Origin of the sequence: Sphaerisporangium dianthi (assembly GCF_042654065.1) — a bacterium.
GTDB classification, from domain to species: Bacteria; Actinomycetota; Actinomycetes; order Streptosporangiales; family Streptosporangiaceae; genus Sphaerisporangium; species Sphaerisporangium dianthi.
This window is the reverse complement of the sequence record NZ_JBHSFP010000016.1, coordinates 159,781-179,518: the sequence shown is the minus strand read 5'-3', so window position 1 is coordinate 179,518 and position 19,738 is coordinate 159,781. Positions and strand designations below refer to the sequence as shown.

At 70.3% G+C, this 19,738-nt stretch carries 17 protein-coding genes; 12 read left to right on the top strand and 5 right to left on the bottom strand.

Features of this window, described 5'->3' with window-relative positions:
• Positions 1-110: 110 nt before the first annotated feature.
• Positions 111-1,208 (top strand): branched-chain amino acid aminotransferase, encoded by a 1,098-nt coding sequence (locus ACFO60_RS23070; RefSeq protein WP_380843323.1) that lies wholly within the window; start codon positions 111-113, stop codon positions 1,206-1,208.
• 49 nt (positions 1,209-1,257) lie between these two features.
• On the opposite strand, the gene ACFO60_RS23065 is transcribed toward ACFO60_RS23070, so the two are convergent.
• Positions 1,258-1,998 (bottom strand): Uma2 family endonuclease, encoded by a 741-nt coding sequence (locus tag ACFO60_RS23065; RefSeq protein ID WP_380843321.1) that lies wholly within the window; start codon positions 1,996-1,998, stop codon positions 1,258-1,260.
• Between the two features lie 369 nt (positions 1,999-2,367).
• Here ACFO60_RS23065 and cimA point away from each other — a divergent pair, with 369 nt between their 5' ends.
• The 7 genes from cimA to ACFO60_RS23030 all read left to right on the top strand — a co-directional run bounded on the left by cimA (position 2,368) and on the right by ACFO60_RS23030 (position 12,804).
• The gene (cimA, locus tag ACFO60_RS23060; RefSeq protein WP_380843319.1) at positions 2,368-3,942 is read left to right on the top strand and encodes a citramalate synthase; all 1,575 of its coding nucleotides are present in this window, start codon (positions 2,368-2,370) and stop codon (positions 3,940-3,942) included.
• A 181-nt stretch (positions 3,943-4,123) separates the two neighbouring features.
• Positions 4,124-5,023, top strand: coding sequence for an FAD binding domain-containing protein (locus ACFO60_RS23055; protein WP_380843318.1), 900 nt, complete (start codon positions 4,124-4,126; stop codon positions 5,021-5,023).
• Between the two features lie 161 nt (positions 5,024-5,184).
• Positions 5,185-6,285: an LLM class flavin-dependent oxidoreductase gene (locus ACFO60_RS23050; RefSeq protein ID WP_380843316.1), complete on the top strand. Its 1,101-nt coding sequence runs from the start codon at positions 5,185-5,187 to the stop codon at positions 6,283-6,285.
• Positions 6,282-6,899, top strand: coding sequence for an FMN reductase (locus ACFO60_RS23045; RefSeq protein ID WP_380843314.1), 618 nt, complete (start codon positions 6,282-6,284; stop codon positions 6,897-6,899). Before ACFO60_RS23050 ends, ACFO60_RS23045 begins: the two co-directional genes overlap by 4 nt.
• Before the next feature lie 145 nt (positions 6,900-7,044).
• Entirely contained in the window at positions 7,045-8,883 is a 1,839-nt protein-coding gene (locus ACFO60_RS23040) for an AfsR/SARP family transcriptional regulator (RefSeq protein ID WP_380843312.1), read from the top strand.
• Positions 8,884-8,993: 110 nt separating this feature from the next.
• The gene (locus tag ACFO60_RS23035; RefSeq protein ID WP_380843310.1) at positions 8,994-10,787 is read left to right on the top strand and encodes a CBM96 family carbohydrate-binding protein; all 1,794 of its coding nucleotides are present in this window, start codon (positions 8,994-8,996) and stop codon (positions 10,785-10,787) included.
• 208 nt (positions 10,788-10,995) lie between these two features.
• Complete coding sequence (locus tag ACFO60_RS23030; RefSeq protein WP_380843309.1) at positions 10,996-12,804, top strand: hypothetical protein; 1,809 nt, start codon at positions 10,996-10,998, stop codon at positions 12,802-12,804.
• 66 nt (positions 12,805-12,870) lie between these two features.
• Here ACFO60_RS23030 and ACFO60_RS23025 read toward each other — a convergent pair whose 3' ends face one another.
• Together ACFO60_RS23025 and ACFO60_RS23020 are read right to left on the bottom strand one after the other, a co-directional pair.
• Positions 12,871-13,074: a DUF397 domain-containing protein gene (locus ACFO60_RS23025; protein ID WP_380843307.1), complete on the bottom strand. Its 204-nt coding sequence runs from the start codon at positions 13,072-13,074 to the stop codon at positions 12,871-12,873.
• A complete protein-coding gene (locus ACFO60_RS23020; protein WP_380843305.1) occupies positions 13,071-13,268 on the bottom strand; it encodes a Scr1 family TA system antitoxin-like transcriptional regulator in 198 nt (65 codons plus the stop codon). Before ACFO60_RS23020 ends, ACFO60_RS23025 begins: the two co-directional genes overlap by 4 nt.
• 312 nt (positions 13,269-13,580) lie before the next feature.
• Here ACFO60_RS23020 and ACFO60_RS23015 point away from each other — a divergent pair, with 312 nt between their 5' ends.
• Together ACFO60_RS23015 and ACFO60_RS23010 are read left to right on the top strand one after the other, a co-directional pair.
• The gene (locus ACFO60_RS23015; RefSeq protein WP_380843303.1) at positions 13,581-13,979 is read left to right on the top strand and encodes an ATP-binding protein; all 399 of its coding nucleotides are present in this window, start codon (positions 13,581-13,583) and stop codon (positions 13,977-13,979) included.
• Between the two features lie 403 nt (positions 13,980-14,382).
• A complete protein-coding gene (locus tag ACFO60_RS23010) occupies positions 14,383-14,706 on the top strand; it encodes a hypothetical protein (RefSeq protein WP_380843301.1) in 324 nt (107 codons plus the stop codon).
• Positions 14,707-15,194: 488 nt separating this feature from the next.
• Here ACFO60_RS23010 and ACFO60_RS23005 read toward each other — a convergent pair whose 3' ends face one another.
• The gene (locus tag ACFO60_RS23005; protein WP_380843299.1) at positions 15,195-16,895 is read right to left on the bottom strand and encodes a heparinase II/III domain-containing protein; all 1,701 of its coding nucleotides are present in this window, start codon (positions 16,893-16,895) and stop codon (positions 15,195-15,197) included.
• 293 nt (positions 16,896-17,188) lie between these two features.
• Between ACFO60_RS23005 and ACFO60_RS23000 the strand changes: the two genes are divergently transcribed.
• Positions 17,189-18,148, top strand: coding sequence for a helix-turn-helix transcriptional regulator (locus ACFO60_RS23000; protein ID WP_380843297.1), 960 nt, complete (start codon positions 17,189-17,191; stop codon positions 18,146-18,148).
• A 184-nt stretch (positions 18,149-18,332) separates the two neighbouring features.
• Here the strand turns inward: ACFO60_RS23000 and ACFO60_RS22995 are convergent, their stop codons facing one another.
• On the bottom strand, positions 18,333-18,728 hold the full coding sequence (locus tag ACFO60_RS22995; protein ID WP_380843295.1) for an antibiotic biosynthesis monooxygenase family protein: 396 nt from the start codon (positions 18,726-18,728) through the stop codon (positions 18,333-18,335).
• Between the two features lie 233 nt (positions 18,729-18,961).
• Between ACFO60_RS22995 and ACFO60_RS22990 the strand changes: the two genes are divergently transcribed.
• Positions 18,962-19,738 (top strand): fumarylacetoacetate hydrolase family protein, encoded by a 777-nt coding sequence (locus ACFO60_RS22990; protein WP_380843293.1) that lies wholly within the window; start codon positions 18,962-18,964, stop codon positions 19,736-19,738.

Below are 19,738 nucleotides of genomic sequence, written 5' to 3'. Positions count from 1 at the left end.
GCCGTACCGACACACTCCCGTACGTCCAGTTGATGCAGTAGTTTCCCGTTACCCCGGTCCGCCGCACAATGGATGCAGGCACGACCGACAGAGCAGAGAAGGATCCCGCCATGACCACCGCTCAGAAGCTCAGCTTCGACGTGCAGCTCTCCGACGCCGCTCGCGCCGCGGCCGAGCGTGATGGCGTACTCGCGGCTCCGGGGTTCGGGCAGACCTTCACCGACCACATGATCTCGATCGACTACACCGAGGGACGCGGCTGGCACGACGCCCGGCTCATGCCGTACGGGCCGCTCATGCTCGACCCGGCCACCTCGGTGTTCCACTACGCCCAAGAGCTGTTCGAGGGGTTGAAGGCCTACCGGCAGTCGGGCGGCTCGATCGTCACGTTCCGCCCGCACGCCAACGCGGCGCGCTTCAACCGCTCGGCCGCCCGCATGGCGATGCCCGAGCTGCCCGAAGACACCTTCGTCGAGTCCCTGGAGCTGCTCGTCCAGACCGACCGCGACTGGGTGCCCACCACCGAGGGCCACAGCCTCTACCTTCGCCCGTTCATGATCGCCACCCAGGCGGGGCTCGGGGTCAACTACCCCTCTCGCACCTACAAGTACATGGTGATCGCCTCGCCCGCCGCGGCGTACTTCTCGGACGGCGTGAAGCCGGTGTCGGTGTGGCTGTCGCAGGACTACACCCGCGCCGCGCCGGGCGGCACCGGCTTCGCCAAGTGCGGCGGCAACTACGCCGCCGCGTTCGTGGCGCAGCGGCAGGCCGTCGAGAACGGCTGTGACCAGGTCGTCTGGCTCGACGCCTTCGAGCACCGGTACGTCGAGGAGATGGGCGGGATGAACCTGTTCTTCGTCTTCGGCGACCGCCTGCTCACCCCTGACCTGACCGGGACGCTTCTGCCCGGCATCACCCGCGACTCACTGCTGACTCTGGCGGCCGATCTCGGCCTGACCGCCGAGGAAGGCAAGATCTCCATCGAAGAGTGGCGGCAGGGCTGCGAGTCCGGCGAACTGACCGAGGTCTTCGCCTGCGGCACCGCCGCCGTCATCACCCCCGTCGGCTCGGTCAAGGGCGTCGGCGGAGGCTGGACGGTCGGCGACGGCGGCCCCGGCAAGCTCACCCTCCAGTTCCGCGAAGAGCTCATGGGCATCCAGTACGGCACCCGCCCCGACCCCCACAACTGGGTCCACAAGATCTGCTGACCCGCCGTCTCACCCTGCCCGGCCCCCCTGGCCGGGCGGGCCCCGCCGCTCAGCCGACGAGCCTGGCGGTGTCGATCGTCAGCCGCCACGGCTCGGGCAATGCCAGAGGCTCCCCTAGCGCGACCGAGACCTCCTGCCCGTATCGGCCCTCGTGCGGATGGCTGAGCAGCCTCGCCCTGCCCTCGAAGGTGTCGATCACCAGATACGCCGGCACGCCCGCCACCGCGCACTGGCCTGGCTTGACGATGTGATCGTCGTGCGTGCTGCTCTTGGACACCACCTCGGCGACCAGGAGCGTCGCGTGGGCGTACACCTCGTCCGGCTGCCACATCGGCGGATCGGCGGGCACGACCGTGGCGTCCGGACGATAGCGATCCATCTGGGGGCCCAGGAAGATGGCGATGTCGGGAAGGATCTCCCACCCGCGCTCGGTCACCATGGGAATGAGCTGAAGGAGCAGCCGGTAGACGATCCTCGCGTGTTCGGCGGTGGGCATTTCTCTTACCACGACCCGGCCGTTGACGAGCTCGACCTTGCGCCTGTCCTCAAGACGGGCGCCGGTCTCGTAGTAGATGCCCTCCAGCTCCGCATGGTCGCCGAGCGGGTCGATGGCAATGCCGGGCCGGATGCCCGAGGACGAGACGAGATGCGGTTCCCTGTCTTCCCGGGCGGAGTCGTCGTTGTCCTCCACGACAGAGTCGTCGCTGTCCTCTCGGACGGAGTCGTCGTCGCGCGCGTCCGGTTCGTCCGCTGGGGCGGCCTTCTGTGGTTTGTCCAGGACCTTGGCCATAGGCACATCATCCCCTCCAAGTGGGTTGCGTAACGTTGCTTTGCCGTCGCTTAGAGTAAGGGCGACGGGTTGTGGTCCGCCCGGAGTTCGCTGTGCCTGTGGACGGCGGTGGGGCCGCCGGGTCGCCGGTGGCGACGGCCGTCCGGATGTTGAGATCGATGTGCCACATGGTGGCGATGTATGGCAGACTGCGTAACACCATGTTCTACGGTCTGCTCATTATCAGCAGGCGCGCTGGCTGAAAAGGGACACCGCCAGCGCGCAGACCTCTCACGTCCGTGAGGGGTCTTTTTGTTTGGGCCAGGTTCGGCCTGACGGCGGACATCGCGCGCGGCGAACGCAGAAGACATCCCCGAAGGAGACGAATCCATGGCCGACGACCGCTTCCATGTGTACGACACGACGCTGCGCGATGGCGCGCAACAGGAGGGCCTGTCCCTCACCGTCGCCGACAAGCTCGTCGTGGCCCGCCACCTGGACGCCCTGGGCGTCGGCTTCATCGAAGGCGGCTGGCCGGGGGCCAACCCCAAGGACACCGAATTCTTCCGGCGGGCTCAGACCGAGCTCGACCTGAAGCACGCGCGACTCGCCGCGTTCGGCGCGACCCGCCGGGCCGGAGTGAAGGCAGCCGACGACCCATTGGTGGCCGCTTTGCGCGAATCCGGCGCGCCGGTCGTGACCCTTGTCGCCAAGAGTCATGACCGGCACGTCGAGCTGGCCCTCCGCACGACCCTCGAAGAGAACCTCGCGATGATCCGCGACACGGTCTCCCACCTTCGTGCGGAGGGGCAGAGGGTGTTCCTCGACGCCGAGCACTTCTTCGACGGCTACAAGTCCAACCCGGCGTACGCGCTGGAGGTCCTGCGCACCGCCGCCGAGGCCGGCGCCTCGGTGATCGCCCTGTGCGACACCAACGGCGGCATGCTGCCCGACGAGCTGGCCGACGTCGTCCACGAGGCGGTCGCCACCGGCGCCCGCGTCGGCATCCACTGCCACGACGACACCGGCTGCGCCGTCGCCAACACGCTGGCCGCCGTCAAGGCGGGCGCCACCCACGTCCAGGGCTGCGCCAACGGGTACGGCGAGCGCTCGGGCAACGCCAACCTGTTCACCGTGGTCGCCAACCTCCAGCTCAAGAAGGGCTTCGAGCTGGTGCCGCCGGAGTCGCTGGCCGAGATGACCCGCATCGCCCACGCGATCACCGAGGTCACCAACGTCACGCCCAACTCCCACGCCCCCTACGTCGGCGTCTCCGCGTTCGCCCACAAGGCGGGGCTCCACGCCAGCGCGATCAAGGTCGATCCGAACCTCTACCAGCACATCGACCCCGCCCAGGTCGGCAACGACATGCGCATGCTGGTCTCCGACATGGCCGGGCGGGCGTCGGTGGAGCTGAAGGGCAAGGAGCTCGGCTACGACCTCACCGCGGACCAGTCGCGCGAGCTGGTCGACCGCGTCAAGGACCTGGAGTCCCGCGGGCACACCTTCGAGGCCGCCGACGCCTCCTTCGAGCTGCTGCTGCGCGACACCGTCACCGGTGAGCGGCGCAGGCACTTCACCGTCGAGTCCTGGCGGGTGATCGTCGAGCGCCGCCCCGGCGGAGACGTGGTCAGCGAGGCCACCGTCAAGCTGCACGCCAAGGACGAGCGCATCGTGGCCACCGGCGAGGGCAACGGCCCCGTCAACGCCCTCGACCGCGCCGTCCGCCTCGCCCTGGAGAAGCTGTACCCCGAGCTGGCCGAGGTCGAGCTCATCGACTTCAAGGTCCGCATCCTGGAGGGCACCCACGGCACGGACGCCATCACCCGCGTCCTGATCACCTCCAGCGACGCCAAGGGTGAGTGGGCGACGGTCGGCGTCGACGAGAACATCATCGAGGCCTCCTGGCAGGCCCTGGATCAGGCCGTCACCTACAGCCTCCTCCGCGCCGGCCACTCCGCCTGAGCGACCCGCGCCGGCCATCTCGCCTGCCGGTGGTCGCCTGGCACGGGGAGGTCGGCTCAGGGGAAAGGGTTGGTAGAGGGTGACCTGAGGGGGATTCGGGGAGCGGGGGGTCGGGTAGTCGAGCGCCCATGGAGGTCACCCTCAAGGTGAACGACGCCTGGCGGTCGCTCCCGAGCCCCGCATGTCGGCCGACGTGAGCGGGCCGCCGCTGGACGGTGTCGCGGCCCACGGTGTCGCGGCCCGCGGCGTCGAGAACAGTAGCGTCCGGGACAGCGGCGTCGAAGCGGACGGGGACGGGCTGCGCATCGGCGCCGCCGTCCGGGACACCGACCTGGCCGCGCACCCGCTGGTGCGCGAGCGCTATCCGCTGCTGGCACGGGCGGTGCTGCGCGGCGGGCTCGCGCGGGTGCGCGACATGGCCACCGTCGCCGGCAACCTGCTGCAGCGCCCGCGCTGCCTCTACTACCAGGACGTCTCCCAGCCGTGCAACAAGAGGCTGCCCGGCTCGGGATGCCCCGCGATCGCCGGTGACCACGGAGACCTCGCCGTGCTCGGCCACTCCGACACCTGCGTGGCGATCCACCCCTCCGACATGGCGGTGGCCCTGACCGCGCTGGACGCCGGCGTGCTGCTCACCGGCCCGGACGGTGACCGCGTCGTGCGGATGCCCGGATTGCACCGCCTGCCCGGCTCCCGGCCCGACCGCGACACCCGGCTGGAGCCCGGTGAGGTGATCACCGCGGTGACCCTTCCGCCACCGCGGCCCGGCGCCTCCCGCTACCGCAAGGCCCGCGAACGGCCCTCCTCCGCGTTCGCGCTGGTGTCCCTCGCCGCCATCCTGGACGTCGCCGGCGACGGGACCGTCCACGACTGCCGCATCGTGCTCGGCGGGGTCGCGCACGCGCCGTGGCGCGCCTTCCGCGCCGAGCAGGCGCTGCGCGGATCCCGCGCGGCCGAGGACTCCTTCGTCGCGGCCGCGGAGGCCGAGATGGAGCAGGCACGTCCGCTGCCGCGCAACGCCCACAAGGTGCCGCTGGCCCGCGACCTGATCATCCGCACCCTGCTCGAACTGGCGGGCTGATCGGCGGCGAGGTCCTGCGCGACCGCGTCCTGACATGCGACGTACGTGTACGGCTTGTGAACCGGACGTGCAGGAGGTGTCAATCTCGCCGCGCTTTCATCGGGATGTGACCGGAAACGACCGGTCGCGGACGATGCCTTCGCGGCTGAGAGGAGACCTCCGTGCAGTTCGGCATCTTCACGGTCGGCGACATCGCGCCCGATCCTGCCACCGGGCGCGCGCCGACCGAACACGAGCGCATCAAGCGGGTGGTCGAGACGGCGCTGAAGGCGGAGGAGGCCGGCCTCGACGTCTTCGCGCTGGGCGAGCACCACAACCCGCCGTTCGTCCCGTCCTCGCCCACCACCATCCTCGGCTACATCGCGGCGCGCACCAGCGAGATCCTGCTGTCGACGTCGACGACGCTGATCACCACGAACGACCCGGTGAAGATCGCCGAGGACTACGCGACGCTCCAGCACCTGGCGGACGGCCGGGTCGACCTGATGATGGGCCGGGGCAACACCGGCCCGGTGTACCCGTGGTTCGGCAAGGACATCCGCGACGGCATCGCGCTCGCCGTGGAGAACTACGCGCTGCTGCGGCGCCTGTGGCGGGAGGACGCCGTCGACTGGCAGGGCAGGTTCCGCACCCCGCTGCAGTCGTTCACCGCGACCCCGCGCCCGCTGGACGGCGTGCCGCCGTTCGTCTGGCACGGCTCCATCCGCAGCCCGGAGATCGCGGAGCAGGCCGCCTACTACGGCGACGGGTTCTTCCACAACAACATCTTCTGGCCGAAGGAGCACACGCGCCGGATGATCGACGTGTACCGCGCCAGGTTCGAGCACTACGGGCACGGGCCGGCCGACCGGGCGATCGTGGGCCTCGGCGGCCAGGTGTACATGCGGCGCAGGTCGCAGGACGCGATGGCCGAGTTCCGCCCGTTCTTCGACAACTCTCCGACGTACGGCAACGGGCCGTCGCTGGAGGAGACCATGCGGCAGACGCCGCTGTCGGTGGGCAGCCCGGAGGAGATCATCGACCGGACTCTCCGGTTCCGGGAGGACTTCGGCGACTACCAGCGGCAGCTGTTCAACGTGGACGGCATGGGCCTGCCGCACAAGGCGGTGCTCGAACAGATCGACCTCCTCGGTGAGGAGGTCGTCCCCGTGCTCCGCAAGGAGTTCGCGGCGCTGAGGCCGGCGCACATTCCCGACGCGCCGACGCACGAGTCGCTGAAGGCGGCCGCGCGGGAGACGTCGAAGGCGACGGAGATCCGATGAAGCGCACCATCGCCGTCGTGTCCGCCGGGCTCCGCCGCCCGTCGTCGACCAGGCTCCTCGCCGACCGGCTGGCCGCCTCCGCCGAGCGCGAGCTGCGCGAGTCCGGCGACGAGGTCGAGACGCGGGTGATCGAGGTCCGCGAGCACGGGCACGACCTGGTGGACAACCTGGTCAGCGGCTACCCGGGCTCCAAGCTCCAGGACGCCCTCGAAACGGTCATCGGAGCCGACGGGCTGATCGCGGTGACGCCGACGCTGGCCGCCACCAACAGCGGGCTGTTCAAGACGTTCTTCGAGGTCCTCGACCTGCTGGACGACCACGCGCTGGCGGACAAGCCGGTGCTCATCGGCGCGACCGGCGGCACCGCGCGCCATTCGCTGATGCTGGAGAACGCCGTACGGCCGCTGTTCACCTACCTGCGGGGCGTGGTCGTGCCCACGTCGGTGTTCGCGGCGCCGGAGGACTGGGGAGGCGCCGCCGCGCCCGACCTGCTGGCCCAGCGGATCGACCGGGCCGCGGCCCAGTTCGCCACCGAGATCGGCAGGCGGGGCGCGCGGGGCGCACACGACCTGTTCGCGCCGACTCCGTTCGCCGACCTCCTCGGCGGCGGCTGAGCCCGGTCGCAGGCCGGCCACCGAGGGGGCACCGGCCGGAATGCCGCCCGCGGGCCGGTCGCAGGGGGTGGTGACCGGCCGGAATACCGGTCGCACGTCCGTCGTTGCGGGTGACGACCAGGCGGTCGGCCGGAAGGAGTCCCTGGTGGGGGAGCGGTTGCGCTTCGAAGTGCTGGGTCCTGTACGGGCCTGGCGCGGCGACGACGAGATCGAGCTGGGCAGCCCGCAGCAGCGGGCGATCCTCGCGATCCTCCTCCTGCAGGCCGGCCTGCCCGCCTCGCCTGACCAGCTCATCGCCGCGATCTGGGGCGGCGCCGCTCCGAGGGCCGCGGTCGGCGTCGTCCGCTCCTACGTGTCCCGGCTGCGCCGCGTGCTCGACCCCGGCCGCCCGGCGGCGGTGATCGAGTCGGTCGGCGGCGGCTACGCGCTGCGGACGGAGCACCTCGACCTCACCGAGTTCCAGCGGCACCTCGGCGTCGCCAGGGAGTCCCGCCGGGCCGGCGACGCGCCCGCCGCGGCGGCCGCGCTGCGCGCGGCGCTGAGCCTGTGGCACGGCGCCCCGCTCGCCGGTGTCAACGGCGACTACGCCGAGTTCGAACGCGTACGGCTCGAACAACTGCGGCTGACGGCGCTCGAGGATCTGGCGGCGGCCGACATGGAGTCCGCCCGGCACGTCGAGGCGGCCGCCGAGCTCGCGGAGGTGATCGCGGAGCAGCCGCTGCGCGAACGGCCGCGCGAGCTGCTGATGCTGGCGCTCTACCGGTCCGGCCGGCAGGCCGACGCGCTCGCCGTGTTCGAGGACGTGCGGCGGCTGCTCGCCGACGAGCTCGGCCTCGACCCGGGCCCTGATCTGCGGGAGATGCAGCGCCGCATCCTCGCCTCCGACCCGGCGCTGCTCGCGCCCGACCCACCCGCGCCCACCGCCGTCGCGGCCCACGGCCCCACCCAGCTGCCACCGGACCTGCCGGACTTCGTCGGCCGGGTCGAGGAGCGGTCCCGCATGGCCGACGGCCTGACCCCGTCCCGGGCGAGCGTCCCGGTCGTCGGCGTCGAAGGACTCGCCGGCGTCGGCAAGACCGCTCTCGCCGTGCACCTCGGGTACGAGGTCGCCGCGGACTTCCCCGACGGACAGCTGTTCGTCGACCTCGGCACCGCGGGCGAGCCGCTGGCCGAGCTGTTGCGCGGCATCGGCGTCCTCCCCGCCGGGCTCCCCGAGTCGTTCAGCGAGCGGATGGCGTTGTGGCGGACGCTCACCACCGGCCGCCGGCTGCTGGTCGTGCTAGACGACGCCCGTGACGCCGAGCAGGTGCGTCAGCTGCTGCCCGGCCCGGGCGGGCCCGCGGTCGTAGTCACCGCGCGGCAGCGGCTGTACGACCTGGCGTCCATTCGCTGGCTGCGGCTGACCGGGCTGGACGAGGACGACTCCATCGCGTTGCTGGAACGGCTCGTCGGCGCCGACCGGGTGCGTCCAGAGCCGGCGGACGTCCGCGAGCTGGTCCGGCGCTGCGCGGGCCTGCCGCAGGTGCTGATGGCCCTCGGCGCGCGCATCGCCTCGCGGCCGGGCTGGAGCATCGCCGAGGCGAGGCGGCGGCTCAGCAGGCCCGCGCCCGGCTCGCCGCTGCTCCCGCCGGAGTGCGCGGCCATCGAGCGGCCGTACGTGTCGGTGATGGAGCGGCTGTCGCCCGCGCAGGCGCGGGCGTTCCGGCTGCTGTCCATGGCGGAGGAGCCCGAGATCTCGCTCGGCGCCGCGGCGGCCGTGCTGGAGCTGCCGCTCAGCCAGGCCGCGGTGCTGCTGGAGTCCCTCGTGGACCTGCACCTGCTGGTCCCCGGCGACCTGGACCGGTACCACTACCCGGAGCCACTGCGGACCTTCGCCCGCAGCCGCGCGTTCACCGACGACGGCCCCGAGGCGACCCAGGAAGCCCTGAACAGGCTCGCCCGCTTCCACGCCCCTGACGGGCGACGCACCCACGCCGGCGCCTGAGTTCCGGTCAAGCCCTCACGGTCGGTCGTCCGCGATTTGGGCCTGCCGTCGCGGGACCCGGTGATCTAGCCTGCCCCTCGGGGATCAAAGATCAGAAACGGGGACGGCTCATGAGGACAGGATCGATCCGGTTATTCGCGCGCGTGCTGGTCGCCGCGCTGTTGTCCGTGCCGTTGACGATGACTCCCGCGCACGCCTCGATCGCATCATCGACGATCTCGTTACGGCCGAAGGCATGGACCTATGTGTCCTCGGCCGATCCTCGGCGGTCGCATTGGAACGAGGACGTGGACGCGCCCGTGGGCCTGGCGGGGACGTTCGACCAGGCGGACGAGCCACAGACGGTGTACAGGTCGTTCTTCGCGCACGATGTGTCCGCGTTGAGGGGCAAGAAGATCCTCGGCGCGTCCGTGACGATGCTGCGGCCCGACGCCTCGTGTGAGAACCGCATCCGCGGCTTCGAGCTGTGGCAGACCGGTCCCATCAGCAAGTCGACCAAGTGGGAGCGCCAGCCGGAGTGGAACAGGACACTCGCGGCGGTCCCGGCTCAGTGGGAATGCGATCCCACATCCCCCTACGTGCTGGACGTGACCGCTGCGGTGAGTGACGTCGTGGCCGGCGGAAGCGGCCGGTTCGTCCTCGGTGTGCGCGCCGGCTTCGAGGACCGGCCACAGGGCCGGCTGGCCTTCGGTAACGACCCGGAACTACGGATCACCTACGAATACGACAAAGAGGACCCGTATCCGTCGAATGCGCCGATCGAGCGTGTGAGCCCTGATGGCTGGACCTATGTGGACTCAGGACGCCGCAACGTTTCGCACTGGAAGGAGGAAGCGCCGGTGCCCGCGGGCTTCCTGGGGCGACACCGGGTCGCCAGGGCGTTCTTCCGCTTCCCTCTGCCGTCTCTCCCCGAAGTCCCGGCGCGGGCGAAGCTCATGATGCCCCGCGCCGACGTCTGCGAAGTGGGTGAGAAGCCCCTCCAACTGTGGGAGACCGACTCCATCGACGAGGGCACGACCTGGCGCCGGCAGCCGCGTTGGTCCCGGCTCGTCGGCACCTACACCTGGGGCTCGTGCGACGCGTCGGGGGGGATGCTGGTGTTCGACGTGTCCGAGGCGGTCGCGCAGGCCCAGGCGGCCGGTCGTACGGCAGTGACCTTCGGCCTGCGGTCGCAGGACGAGAGAGATCGCGGCCGCTACCTCGTGAAGCCAGGGCCGACGCTCGGCATCGGCTCGCCCCCGGGCGGGCCCATTGAGCTCATGACCGATGTGTCGACTGTTCAGCCACCCGACATGATCGAGGGCATAGGGCCGTTCCCCTGCGGGAGGGGCGCCGAGCGGTCGTACGTCCCCTTCGTGCCGGAGCCTACAGCCGTGTTCGACCCCGGCGCCGCTCCGGCGATGGCCCGCTGGCAGTGGGAGACCCTGGACGGCGAACCGGTACACGAGAAATCGGCCCTGGTGTGGTACGACGGGCGGGCTTTCGGCGACCAGGTGGGCGCCGACGGCGGCGCGTACCGATGGCGGGTGCGAGGGGAGTATTCGTCCGGTCAGGTCGGCGAGTGGAGCCCGTGGTGCGAGTACGTGGTGGACACCACCAAGCCCGACCGGCCCGCCAAGGTCGAGGGAACCCCGTACGGCGGGCCTACCCCCAAGGGCGGGCCAGGGGTGCCTGGCCGGTTCACCCTCAGTCCCAACGGGGTCGCGGACGTGGGCGGATACTTCTACAGGTTGGATGGTGAGCCGTGGGCCCGGGCGGTCGCCGGGCCCGACGGCGTGGCCACGGTGACCTATACGCCGACCGCCGCCGGATTCCGCGAACTGGCCGTGATCAGCCTCGATCGGGCGAGCAATCGCGCGGTCAACGCGACCTTCTACTACTTCGTGGTGGCGCCGGCCGCCTGAACCTGGCGAGCGAGGGGCCTGCGGCCCCTCGCTCGCTCCCCGTCCCCCACCACTGTGCCGGGTGGCTGGGGCCACCTCGCCGAGCTGTCCGATCCTCCGCGTCCATATGCCTCATGCCGGCCTCGCGGGAATTTGGGCCTGCCGTGAAAGGGCTCGCTGATCTACCCTGCCTCCCGGGGACCGAAAGATCAGAAACGGGGACAATTTCATGAGGTCAGGGGTATTCCGGCTGCTCGCGCGCGCACTGGCGGCGGCGGTGATGATCGTGCCCTTCGTGGTGGCGCCCGCGCAAGCCTGGACTTTGAGGGCGACGATCGTGTTACGACCGGCGGCATGGACCTACGTGTCCTCGGCGGAAGCCCAGCGGTCGCACTGGAACGAGGACGTCGCCGCGCCCGTCGGCCTGGCTGGGACGTTCGCCCAGGCGGACGAGCCGGCCTCGGTGCGCAGATCGTTCTTCATGAACGACTTGTCCATGCTGCACGGCAGGACGATCGTCGCGGCGTCCTTGACGCTGCTGCGGCCGGACCCGGTCTGCGAGAACCGCGTCCGGGGCTTCGAGCTGTGGCAGACCGGTCCCATCGACAGGCGCACCAACTGGGAGCGCCAGCCGGAGTGGACCAAGAGCCTCGCGGTCGTCCCGAGCCAGTGGAACTGCGAGCCCACTTCTCCCTACGAGTTCGACATGACTCCGCTGGTGACCGACACCGTGGCCGGCGACAGCGGCGAGCTCGTCCTCGGCGTGCGCGCCAGCCTCGAAGACCGGCCACAGGGCCGTCTCAGCTTCGTCAACGCCCCTGAGCTGCGCATCACCTATGAGTACAAGCCGCAGAATCCCTACCTGTCCGATCCGTACCTGCCGGTCCAGACCGTGATCGCTGACGGTTGGACCTATGTGGAGTCCGGGCACCACAACGTGTCGCACTGGAAGCAGGACGCGCCCGTGCCCGTCGGCTCGCTGGAGGGACACCGCGTCGCCAGGGCGTTCTACCGGTTCCCCGTGCCGTCGTTCGCAGGAGGCAGACCGGTGCAGGCGAAGCTCCTGGTGGACCGCGCCGACACCTGCAGAGTCGGCGAGAAACCTGTCCAGCTCTGGGAGACCGGTCCCGTCGACGAGCACACGACCTGGCGCCGGCAGCCGCGTCGGTCGCGGCTCGTCGCCACCTACACCTGGTCCTCGTGCGACACATTGGGGACGATGCTGGCGTTCGATGTGTCGGCGGTGGTGGCGGACGCGCACGCGGCCGGTCGCGCGACCGTGACGTTCGGCCTGTGGTCACAGCAGGAGCGGGCTCCGCTCGGCGCGTACCGCCTCGAACAGGCGCCGGTGCTCAACGTCAACCACCTGCCGCCGGTGGAGCCGCCGGCTCAGCTCGTGACCGACCCGTCGGAGCGCACGTGGCCCGACGCCATCGGCGGCAAGGCCGGGCCGTACCCCTGCGCGACGGGCGACGCACGGCCGTACGTCGCCTTCGCGCCTCGGCCGCACGCTGTGCTCAGCGGCGGCGGCCCGGCGAGCGCCCACTGGCAGTGGGAGACCCTCGACGGGCAGTCGTACTGGGAGGAGTTCACCCCGATCCTGGACGGGCAGGCCTCCGGCGTCCTCATGGGCTACTACGACGGTGCGTTCCGTTGGCGGGTGCGCACGGAGGACGCCTACGAGCAGGACAGCGAGTGGAGCCCATGGTGTGAGTACGTGGTGGACACCGCCAAGCCCGACCGGTCCGGCACCGTCGCGGGAACCCCGTACGACGGCCCCACCCCCATCGGCGGGCCGGGCGTGCCCGGCCGGTTCACCATCAGTCCCAACGGCGTGGCGGACGTGGCCGGTTACTACTACAAGATGGACGGCGAGCCGTGGACCCGGGTGGATGCCGAGCCCGACGGCACCGCCACGGTGACCTGGACGCCGACGACCGACGGACTTCATCAGATGGCCGTGGTCAGCGCCGACCGGGCGGACAACCGCGCGATGTACCCCACGTTCTACAACTTCGTGGTCGCGTCAGCGGGTTGAAGTCCGGCGGAGTCCAGGAGAGCCGCACGGCCCGGCCCTTCTGGACTCCGTGAGCCGTCACCGGACTCAGACGTCGAGCGCGCCGTCCTTGATGCCGCTCAGGAATGCCGACCAGCCGGCAGGCGCGCAGACCAATGCCGGACCGGACGGGCACTTGCCGTCCCGCACGGCGACGACTCTGGGAAGATCGGACGCGACTTCGACGCAATTGCCGCCGTCGGATCCGCTGTGCGTGCTCTTACGCCACAAGGCGTTTTCGACATCGATCATTCTGGTTCACCGCTTCCTGAATGAGCTTGAGCGACTGGTTGTCCTTCCACATAGGCGGCGAAAGAGGACCCTTGGCGTTCAGCGATGATGAATCCGCGGCCGGTGACGCGCTCATCGACCTCGTCCGGCGTGACCCCTGGTTCGGCCGAGAGGATCAGCCGCGCGTATGCCTGCGTCTGGAAGAGCCCCGGCACACCATCGGCTCCCGGTCGCGCAGGGCTGTGGCGCGGTGCTTGTGGGTGAGGTCGGCGGCCGTTCTGTGCCGGCGTAGTTCGAAGACAAAAAGGGCACGCGGGGAGTCGGGAGGATTTCTCTCATGAATAGATGACATATTCACCTACCCCTGGGGGAATGGCGTTAGGACGGATGCCTCACCCCCTGGATCACCCCTAATGTGCCCGAGGTGTGAGTCGAATTCGCTACCGATGGTAGCCACATGTTGACATTCTGGTGAGGCGGAATCATCAGGAGGCGTAAACGTTCCCTGTGGAGGAAGGTATTCGCGCATGGCGACGGGTCGGCTATTGGGCGTCATCGAGCTGGTCGGCTCTCCGGAGTCGGTGTCACAGGCGCGCGAGTTCGTCAGGGCGAAACTCGGCGAAGCGCATCCGGCCATCGACGACGTCACATTGCTGGTCTCCGAGGTGGTCACCAACGCCGTCCTGCACTCCGACTCCAGGAACGGCGGAAAGGTGACCCTCGCCATCGCCGACTGCCATGACTTCGTCCACGTCGACGTCGTGGACGCCGGAGGCCGGTCCGCGCCGCGCGTCTGCGGTGAGACGCTCGCGGAAGGCGGCCGGGGGCTGATGCTCGTCGACCTCATCTCGCAGCGGTGGGACGTACACGAGGACGACGCGGGGCGCACGGTCTGGTTCGACGTGAAGTACAAGGTGGTGAAGTAGGAGAGGTGAGCTGGAGGTGGGGGCGGCGGCGACGCGGGCGGGTGCGGGGCGCGCGGTCGAGCAGGGATGCGCGTACGCACCATGCCCGCGCCGAAGGCGGCGGAGGTAGGGTCGAGCGGTGACGGTGGCGACTCTTACCCGGTCTTCTGGGCGCATTGTCCACTCTCCACCCCGGCTACTCGTTCATTCTGGACATGGCGCACCCCCGGGGCTTCCGCCGGCGCCTTCGGCGACGGACGAAGGAGACGGCCGTGGGCCGCTCTTCTTCATCTCGTACTTCAGTCTCGAAACGCGCCGAATTCGCTTCCAGTGGCTCGTCGAACCCGACGGCGTTCTCAGGCATTTCATAGAGCCCCTTCACGCGGTCGACCTCCGGCCTTCCGCGTGGGAGCCGTTGTTTCGCATGCCCGGCTCTGCGCTATGGCCGGACCGGCGGCTGCTCGCGCGGTTGTCCGAGCCGGCGCCATCGTCGAGCACGTCCGGCATGGTCGCGGTCCCGCTGGCGCGTCCCTTCATGGCCTCGCGGGCATCGCGGCGCAGGGTGGTGACCGGAGCCGCTTTCGCGATGGCGTTGGCCGCGTGCGCGGACGCGAGTCTGAGCTTCGGCGACGCGGCTCAGTTCATCAACCAGGCCACCGGGATCGACCCGTGGATGATCGCGGTGGCGGTCTCTGTCCTGACCGGAATCGCCTTCGACAAGCTGTATCCGCAGGACAGGCTCGAATAGCCCGCAGTTCGCGAGCCGGAGGTCTCGCTTGTGACGCGGATGACCTTGTGCTCGGTGGTACCGGGGACGGCGATGGTGAGCAGGGGCGTCGGCATGGGGCCGCGGAGACGACGGGCCGGGCGCTCCGGACCCGTGCGCCCGCGTCCGTCGACTTCGCGAAGCGAGATGAGGATGTCTGCTATTCGGCCGCGAACTGCTCCCACTTCCTGACGGACGTCGCCCGTGCTCGGAGCATGCCGGAGCCGGCCCCCGTGTAGTTCATCTCGGCGGACACGAATGTGTCGTTGGCGAGAGATCGAATGGTGCAGTACTGCTTGGGGCGGCACCACACGTAGAACTTCTCCCACGCCCCGATGCCGTCCGAGCGCCCAACAGCAAGTACGTGTCCGCCGAGTTGGGTTACTCGGACGCCGATCATGGCATGCTCCGGGCGCGTTCGGACAACAACGGAGAATGGGAGCTGTTCTACTGAGTCCCTTCGCCCCGGTTCAGGAGAGGGCGCCCGCGGAGGCGCGGAAGGACGTCTCGCCGTCGGAGGTCTTGACGGTCACGCGGGTGCCCGAGCAGGTGACGTCGGGCTCGGCGGTGCCGGGGACGATGACGGTGAGCAGCGATCCGGTCGCGGGCGAGACGACCACGGAGGCGGGCACCTTGGTCATGTAGGACGGCGAGATCCAGCCCTGGTAGGGGTTGGTCCGGCCGCGGACGACCGTCTGACCGGAGATCGGCTTGCAGGACGGCATCTCGATCTGCGCCAGGGTGGCCTTCCAGCCCGACTTGTCCTTCACGACGACGCGCCCGCCGCTGGTGGAGACCGGGGTCAGCGCCGGGTCCAGGTGCCAGTAACTGCGGGCCTTCGCGCCGGAGGCGACCGTGTCGTACACGGCCATCACGTCGTCCCCGTGGTTGACCAGCACCGAGCGGTTCCGGGTCACCCCGTAGGCCTTGTCGGTGAGCTTGTACGACTGCCGGTCGTCCTTGATCGACGAGCGGGTCAGGGAGGTCGCCGTGCGCCCGCGGAACGACTTGCCGACGACGACGGGCACGTTGTGCGCCTCGGGAGACATGGTCCAGTAGCGGTACGCCGTGCGCTCGTAGGAGTGGAAACCGGCCTCCACCAGCACGTCGCGCCCCTGCGCGTAGTACGTCACGCCCAGGTGGTCCTCGTGCCCGTGGAACTTCAGGCCGGGGCCGAACCGGATGGAGTAGTACGCCGACTCCGGCTTGTCCCACTTGGTGCGCCCGAAGACGTACCCGGCCTTGAACACCTGCACGGTCTTCTTCGCGTGCTTGTACCCGGACGGCTTGACGTCCGCGCCGCCGTCGCCGATCGGGACCATGTGCCCGCTGGGCTCGGTGGCGTGGGTGATGTACCCCTCCAGCGAAGCCCAGCGCTTCTCGATCTCGGCGGGCACCTTCCTGCCGCAGTCGGTGATGGCCTCCATGCCGACCTTCAGCCGCTCATGGACGTAGATCCCGTAGCGCGGGGCCTGCTCCTGCAACGCGCCCTGGGAGTCGATGTCGAGCTTCACCGATCCGGTCATGCGGCGGATGGCCAGATCGGCCCACTCCTTGTGCCCGGTGCGGCAGCCGATGCGCAGCAGGGCGATGTCCTGGTCCAGGCCGTGGTTGTGGCCCTTCTCGTACAGGGCCGGGTTGGAGAGCATCCTGGCGTGGTCGGCCAGGCTGCCGGTGAGCCAGGACGCCTTGACGTGGCGGCTCAGGCAGACCAGCACGGGCGCGCGCAGCGCGATCGGGTGCTCGTCCCAGGCGTACACGCTGGCGCGCGAGCCGCCCCGGGGGTTGCTCTCGACCCAGCTCTTGACCAGCTCGGTGGCCCGGCCGAGGAGTTTCTCGTCTCCTGAGGTCTCGTAGTCGGCCACCAGGCGGCCGACCCAGCGCAGGGAGGAGAAGACCATGTCCCAGGAGCGGTTCTTGTACGGGCTCCAGCGCCAGTCGATCGTCTTGCCGATCTTGACGGGCGGGAGGTCGAGGAACTGCACCTCGCCGGACATGACCTGCGCGGAGGTCGGCGTGGCGGGCAGCCAGTCGCCCTGGCATTCGGCGCTGGGCTTGACGGCCGCCGCCCCGGCGCCGCCGCGGGCGCCCGCGGGCGCGGCGTGGAACACCAAGCCCCCGGTCAGCAGAAGGGTGGTGAGAAATCCGAGGGCTCGTGTCCGGCGGCGCACGCCAGTTCCTTCCGTGACCAATGATGAGGGGGCGGATCATGCTGTCTGAATCATGACGAACAGGTCAAGTCGCCGCCGCCTCCTCAGTCGCATCGTTAACAAGCAGATGCCGCACGCCCAGCGTTCTCCCAGCTATCGGCCCCTCCTGCCCCCGGTCCGGCAGGCCTCGGCGTCGGAGCGTCGAGTGGACGATCATGCTCATGCCGAGGTCCCCGACGAGCGGCGGTGCGAGGCGGTGACGCCAATGGGCATAGCGGTCACTTCCCGACCTCAATGAGCGGCAAGCTTGAGGCATGGCGAACACGAGCTCACGGACGCTGCGACTGCTGTCCCTGCTCCAGACGCATCGCTACTGGCCGGGCGCCGAGCTGGCCGAGCGGCTGGAGGTCTCCCCTCGCACCGTGCGCCGGGACGTCGACCGGCTCCGCGAGCTGGGTTACCCGGTGCAGGCTCACCGCGGCATCGACGGCGGCTACCAGCTCGCCGCGGGTGCGGTGCTGCCCCCGCTGGTTCTGGACGACGACGAGGCGGTCGCCCTGGCCATCGGCCTGAGGATGGCCGCGCAGGGGACGGTCGCCGGCATCGAAGAGTCCTCGTTGCGCGCGCTCACCAAGGTCGTGCAGGTCATGCCGCCCCGGCTGCGCCGCCGGGCGGAGGTGCTGCTCGCGGCCACCGTGCCGGCCCCGTGGGGACCCGGTCCGCGGGCCGACGCGGCGGTGCTCACCGCCGTCGCCCAGGCGTGCCGGGACGAGGAGCGCCTGCGCTTCTCGTACACGGCCCACAAAGGAGAACGCAGCGACCGGTACGTCGAACCGCACCGGCTCGTCTCTCTGGGACGGCGGTGGTATCTGGTGGCCTACGACGTGAACCGCCACGACTGGCGCAGCTTCCGGCTCGACCGGCTGAACGGCCCGGTCGGCACCGGAGAACGGTTCCGGCCCCGCGAGCTGCCCGCCGAGGACGCGGCCGCGTTCGTCCGGCGGAGCCTCGGCAGCTTCGCGTCGGCGTCGCACAGTGTCGAGGTCGTGGTGCGCGCGCCCGCCGCCGCCGTCCGCGGCGCCGTGGGCTCGTGGGCGACCGTGACGGAGATCGACGAGACGAGCTGCCGGCTGCTGATGTCCTCGGACTCGCTGGACTGGCCGGCGATGGCGCTGGGCACGCTGCGCGCGGACTTCGAGGTGGTCCGCCCCCCCGAACTGGTCGACCACCTGCGCGACTGGGCCGCCCGCTTCACCCGTTCCACCACCGCCTGACCACGGGGATCAAAGGCTGACCTCACGGCGCGCCGCCTGACCTCACGGCGGCACATCCGGTCCGAGCCCGACCGGCACCAACGCCCGGTCGACCGGCACCCGACCATGCTCGATCGGCGTCGATCGCGCCGTCGAGGCATCAGACCGGGTTCGGCCGGGACCGGGCCGCGACCGGGTTCGGTCCTCAGGAGTCCTTGCGGCCGGTGCTCTGGACGACCTCGAAGCTCCACAGCTCGGAACCCGTCGCCGCCGGGCCCTGACCGTGGCCATGCCCCTGACCATGGCCGTGGCCCTGCTCCGCCGTCTGGCCGTGGCCGTGGCCCTGCGCGGCGGCGTCGGACGCGGCCCGCGCGTGGCCCTGCTGGAACGCCTGGCTCTGCTGCCAGCGCTGGAAGTCCTCCTCGCTGCGCCAGCGCGTGTACACCAGGTAGCGGTCGGTGCCCTCCATGGGGCGCAGCAGCTCGAACCACTCGAAGCCGTCCGACGACTCGACCATGCCCGCGCGGCCCGCGAACCGGCGTTCCAGCTCCTCGCGCATCTCGGCGGGCACATTCAGCGCATTGATCTTCACAACGGACATGTCCACTCCTCGCCAGACGGTCTCGTGCCGGGCCGCCCGCCGTCCGCCGCGTCCGCCCGGGACGGCGTGAGCCCGGTGGGGCCAGCCTATGATCCGTGGCCCCCGCCCCGGCGGGACTCGCCCTCAGGTCTCCTCGGCCCCGGTGGAAGCGGCTCCTCCGACGCCGGGGGCGCCGCCGGGCCGAGGCGGGCCGGGTGTCCCCGCGGCGCGCCGGGCGGCACTAGCCTTGGGGGGTGCGTATCGCAAGGTTCTCCACAGGTGACGGTGTCGCGTTCGGCGTGGTCGAAGGCGCTCAGGGTGAGGAGTTCATCGCAAGGATCGACGGGCACCCGTTCGGTTCGATCCAGTTCACCGGCGAGCGCTACCCGCTGCAGGAGGTGCGTCTCGTGACGCCGATCCTGCCCAGCAAGGTCATCGCGATCGGCAAGAACTACGCCGAGCACGCCCGCGAGATGGGCGGCGAGCCGCCGGCCGAGCCGCTGATCTTCAGCAAGCCGTCCACGTCGGTGATCGGTCCGAGCGAGGCGATCGCCTATCCGCACAAGCTCTCTGAGCGCGTCGACTTCGAGGGCGAGCTGGCCGTGGTCATCGGTCGCCTCTGCCGCGAGGTGCCGGTGGAACGCGCACGCGACGTCATCTTCGGATACACCTGCGCCAACGACGTCACCGCCCGCGACCTGCAGCGCAAGGACGGGCAGTGGACCAGGGCCAAGGGCTTCGACACCTTCTGCCCGCTCGGCCCGTGGATCCAGACCGAGCTCGACCCCGCCGACCTCGCTCTGACGACCACGGTCAACGGCGAGCTCAAGCAGAGCGCGCGCACATCCCAGCTCATCCACGACATTCCGAAGCTGATCGCCTACATCACCGACGTCATGACCCTCATCCCGGGCGACGTGATCCTCACCGGCACGCCGGAGGGGGTCGGCCCGCTGGAGGACGGCGACGAGGTCAGCGTGGGCATCGAAGGCATCGGCACTCTCACGAACCGGGTGGTCTCCCGTGACTGA